Below are 3,681 nucleotides of genomic sequence, written 5' to 3' on the forward strand. Positions count from 1 at the left end.
CCAGTGTGGCCGATCACCCTCTCAGGTCGGCTACGCATCGTCGCCTTGGTAGGCCTTTACCCCACCAACTAGCTAATGCGCCGCAGGCCCATCCACAAGTGACAGATTGCTCCGTCTTTCCTCCTTCACCCATGCAGGAAAAGGATATATCGGGTATTAGCTACCGTTTCCGGTAGTTATCCCTGTCTTGTGGGCAGGTTGCCTACGTGTTACTCACCCGTCCGCCGCTAGGTTGTGTAGAAGCAAGCTTCTACACAACCCCGCTCGACTTGCATGTATTAGGCACGCCGCCAGCGTTCGTCCTGAGCCAGGATCAAACTCTCCATTAAAGACCAACCGAAGTCGGTTTATAGAAAGAGCGATAAGCTCATTTTGAAACTGACGAGATAAAAAACATCTCTTGTTTGCTTCCATTTTATACAGCCTGATGTCATGTACCGAAACTTCAGCGTTGGATTTTGTAAACAAAATCCGTACTCACTCGTTGTTCAGTTTTCAAAGATCAAACTCGCATCATGTCTTACTTCGTTTCGTCACCGCGTCTCAGTGGCGACCTTTATAATATATCATCTCTTTTTAAAATTTGCAAGAGTTTTTTTAATTTCTTTTTTTGAGCAAATTCTTTAAAAAGGAACGAAAATTAATTTACCATGAATATTGAATAGAGTCAATACTTTTTTTGATATCAGAAAGTATAAACTTTTAAAAATAGTTTACTTCCTGATATCTGATGTAGTTTCTACCTTTTCATTGTTTAGTTTGTGGGACTCGCCCTCTGCGAGCATATTTTGATAGTTCCTTGGCGGGTGCAAAACGGGCATACATGCGGAAGACTGTTTTATATCGAAGTGCGATTGCGTAGCGAATATCTTGATCCAATCGAGTATCGCTCATATCAAGCAGCATTTCATCTAGCTCCTTACGAAGAACGTAGTCAAGTTCCTTGCATTCTTTTTCGTTAAACAGCATTCCCAACATATGACCATACTCCCTTATCAGCAGATTATAAAGTACTTATATTTGCTCAACTATTGTTCCAATCTTTACCTGTTTTTAAACTCAACTGCTAAGGTTTCAAACTTACCCCGATTAATCTTTAGCTTCTCTTTAGGCTCTCCCCTTTGTTATGTTCAATTTTCAAGAAATATATAAATAATTGGCCATAATATTTTATTGTGACAATAAACGATAAGTTATGCCACTCTCAATTGCAGCTGCTATAAGCAGTAAGATGACAGACCATATAGACACCCTCAACGTTTGTTTCATAAATACATCCCACGACAGGCCAGTTTCTTTACGCTTTAGCCCTATGCTTGTACCTATAGTAGCCATTATGTTGATTCCAAACTTCAATCCAAAGGCACAGGCGATAATCAAAACTGGCAATTCAATCACACCATGAGGCAGTAACCCTTTTACAACAACCTCATAGATACTTCTTCCTATATCTGTCTGCAAGTGTACTACGAACCCTAATACCATACCGTTCACAATCAAAAATATAAACGGTACGATTCCAAATACAGCCCCCATAAATATAACCAGCACACATTTAATTGCATTATTGAAAAAGATAAATACAAAAAAACTCCATTGTGGATGCTCAGAATTCTGCAAGCGCTGCGCTACTTCTCCCAGCCCCTCCATTTGTTGCGCCAGTATGGATTGAATAGTGCCTGAACTTAACCATCCCACTATAATACTTGCGCAGAAAAGAAGTGCAGAGATTAAAATTAACCGTCTTGTCGTGTGTAAATCGTGAAGAAATGCTTTTAGTCCCATTTGATAATTCCTCCTATTTTGTCCAATGGAATAATTGACAACCCCCGGCATAGCTTTAAGTAAACAAGCACTTCTAGGATGAAAGGAGCGTTATTAACCATGAATTCTTTTTTCTATGTATTAAACGGTAAAAAAATCAAACGATTCTTAATCGTAATGGCTGCAGCCATCTTTACCGTTGGAGTCATTTATGTAGAAACCGATAATGTTACGGTTTTTTCCGAGGAAGCACCAACCGCTATTTATAGTGTACCCACGGACAAAAAGTTGATCGCTCTCACCTTTGATATTAGTTGGGGAGATAAGCGTACTGCCCCCATCTTAAAAGTCCTTGAGGATAAAAAAGTGACCAAGTCCACCTTTTTCCTTTCTGCCCCTTGGAGTAAAACACATCCAGAGCTTGTGAATCAGATTAAAGAAAGTGGATTTGAAATCGGCAGTCATGGCTATAAACATGAAAATTACAGTAGCTTAAGCGATGAAGATATTCGTAAGCAGATTTCAATTGCTCATACCACATTAACCGAACTGACGGGACAGTCCCCGAAGTTGATCCGTATGCCTAATGGCGACTTTGATAAAAGGGTCCTTCAGGTTGCCGGCACTTTAGGCTACAAAACCATTCAGTGGGATACAGATTCCCTGGATTGGAAAAACCCTGGTACTCAGGTCATAATCGACCGTGTTGTAAATAAAGCGCATCCTGGCGATATCGTCCTTCTGCATGCCAGTGATTCCTGTAAACAAACGCATGAAGCCTTGCCCGTCATTATCGACAAGTTGCGTGCACAGGGCTATGAATTCGTGACTGTATCTGAACTGCTTCAACAGGGTACAGTAAAAGGCAAAGAGGTACGCGATCAGGCACTGGGTCTTTAAGGAGTTATTTTACATCGTTCTCAGCTAAAAACCAAAAGCAAATCGACATATTTCTCCCCATTCATCCGCATACTATCCACATTCATGATGAAGGAGGAATACGGCCATGAATTGGACTCGTTTGCGATTTGTTAGCACGGTATGCGTACTGGGCGTTGCACTGAGTGGATGCGGCTCGGATCAAGGTTCTGCGCCCCCCCAGAACAGTTATAAAGAGATGAAAACGATGGTTGTCGATATCCTGAAAAGTGATGACGGAAAAAAAGCGGTAGAGGAAGCTTTAACTGGGGAAAACAGTTCATCCAAAGAAGGACAATCCGGTCAAAGCAGTGAAGAGGGTGGATCTGGTGGTGGGGCTGGTGGCAGCATGGGAATGAAGATGCTTATGCCCATGCAATCGGCTGAGCAGATGAAGATCGCAGTCAAAGATACTTTGATATCACCTGAATATAAAAAAGAAATCGAAAAGATTATGACTGATCCGCGTTTTGCCGGAGAATTTGCCAAAGCCATCAACAGCCAAAGCAAACAGCTTCATATGCAACTTATAAAAGACCCTTCTTATCAAAAATCAATTGAAGCAATGCTCAAGTCGCCAGAATTAACCAAAATGTATATGGACTTAACTAAAACCCCTGAATATCGCAAACAATCTATGACAGTCATGCATGATGCCATGCAAAATCCGATTTTCCGACTTGAGGTTATGAATTTACTCAAAACCGTCGTACAAGAGGAGCTTCAACCCAAGGTTGAGAAAAAAAGTGGTGAGCAAGGCGGTGCAGGCGGCGATAAGCAAGGTGGGGGAGGCGGCGAAGGTGGGGGCGAAGGAGAACAAGGAGGAAGCCAATAATAAAAAGGCTGGTTTAAAAACCAGCCTTCAGATTGTCGAGAAACCCCGTCATTTTGAGACGTGGGTTTCTTTTTTACATCATAATGCTCTGGTCTCTGGAGAAGCAGGGGGGTTACCCCTGTTTCTCCAGGCGATCTAGGTGGATCGCCATCTTCTTCATGTTC

The 3,681-nt window shown here is 42.0% G+C and carries 4 protein-coding genes and 1 rRNA gene; 2 read left to right on the forward strand and 3 right to left on the reverse strand.

Going from position 1 to position 3,681, the window contains the following annotated elements:
• The 3 genes from ACWA2B_RS27710 to ACWA2B_RS27720 form a co-directional block, all read right to left on the reverse strand.
• Positions 1-329, reverse strand: a 16S ribosomal RNA gene (locus tag ACWA2B_RS27710); the annotation flags it as partial.
• Between the two features lie 418 nt (positions 330-747).
• Positions 748-978: a hypothetical protein gene (locus ACWA2B_RS27715; protein WP_013312131.1), complete on the reverse strand. Its 231-nt coding sequence runs from the start codon at positions 976-978 to the stop codon at positions 748-750.
• A 192-nt stretch (positions 979-1,170) separates the two neighbouring features.
• Positions 1,171-1,785, reverse strand: coding sequence for a stage II sporulation protein M (locus ACWA2B_RS27720; protein WP_449292859.1), 615 nt, complete (start codon positions 1,783-1,785; stop codon positions 1,171-1,173).
• A 99-nt stretch (positions 1,786-1,884) separates the two neighbouring features.
• Here ACWA2B_RS27720 and pdaB point away from each other — a divergent pair, with 99 nt between their 5' ends.
• A complete protein-coding gene (gene pdaB / locus ACWA2B_RS27725) occupies positions 1,885-2,664 on the forward strand; it encodes a polysaccharide deacetylase family sporulation protein PdaB (protein ID WP_449292860.1) in 780 nt (259 codons plus the stop codon).
• Positions 2,665-2,770: 106 nt separating this feature from the next.
• Positions 2,771-3,517: a spore germination lipoprotein GerD gene (gene gerD / locus ACWA2B_RS27730; protein ID WP_029517534.1), complete on the forward strand. Its 747-nt coding sequence runs from the start codon at positions 2,771-2,773 to the stop codon at positions 3,515-3,517.
• Positions 3,518-3,681: the final 164 nt, after the last annotated feature.

The sequence above is a fragment of the Paenibacillus sp. CMM36 genome, from assembly GCF_053570945.1.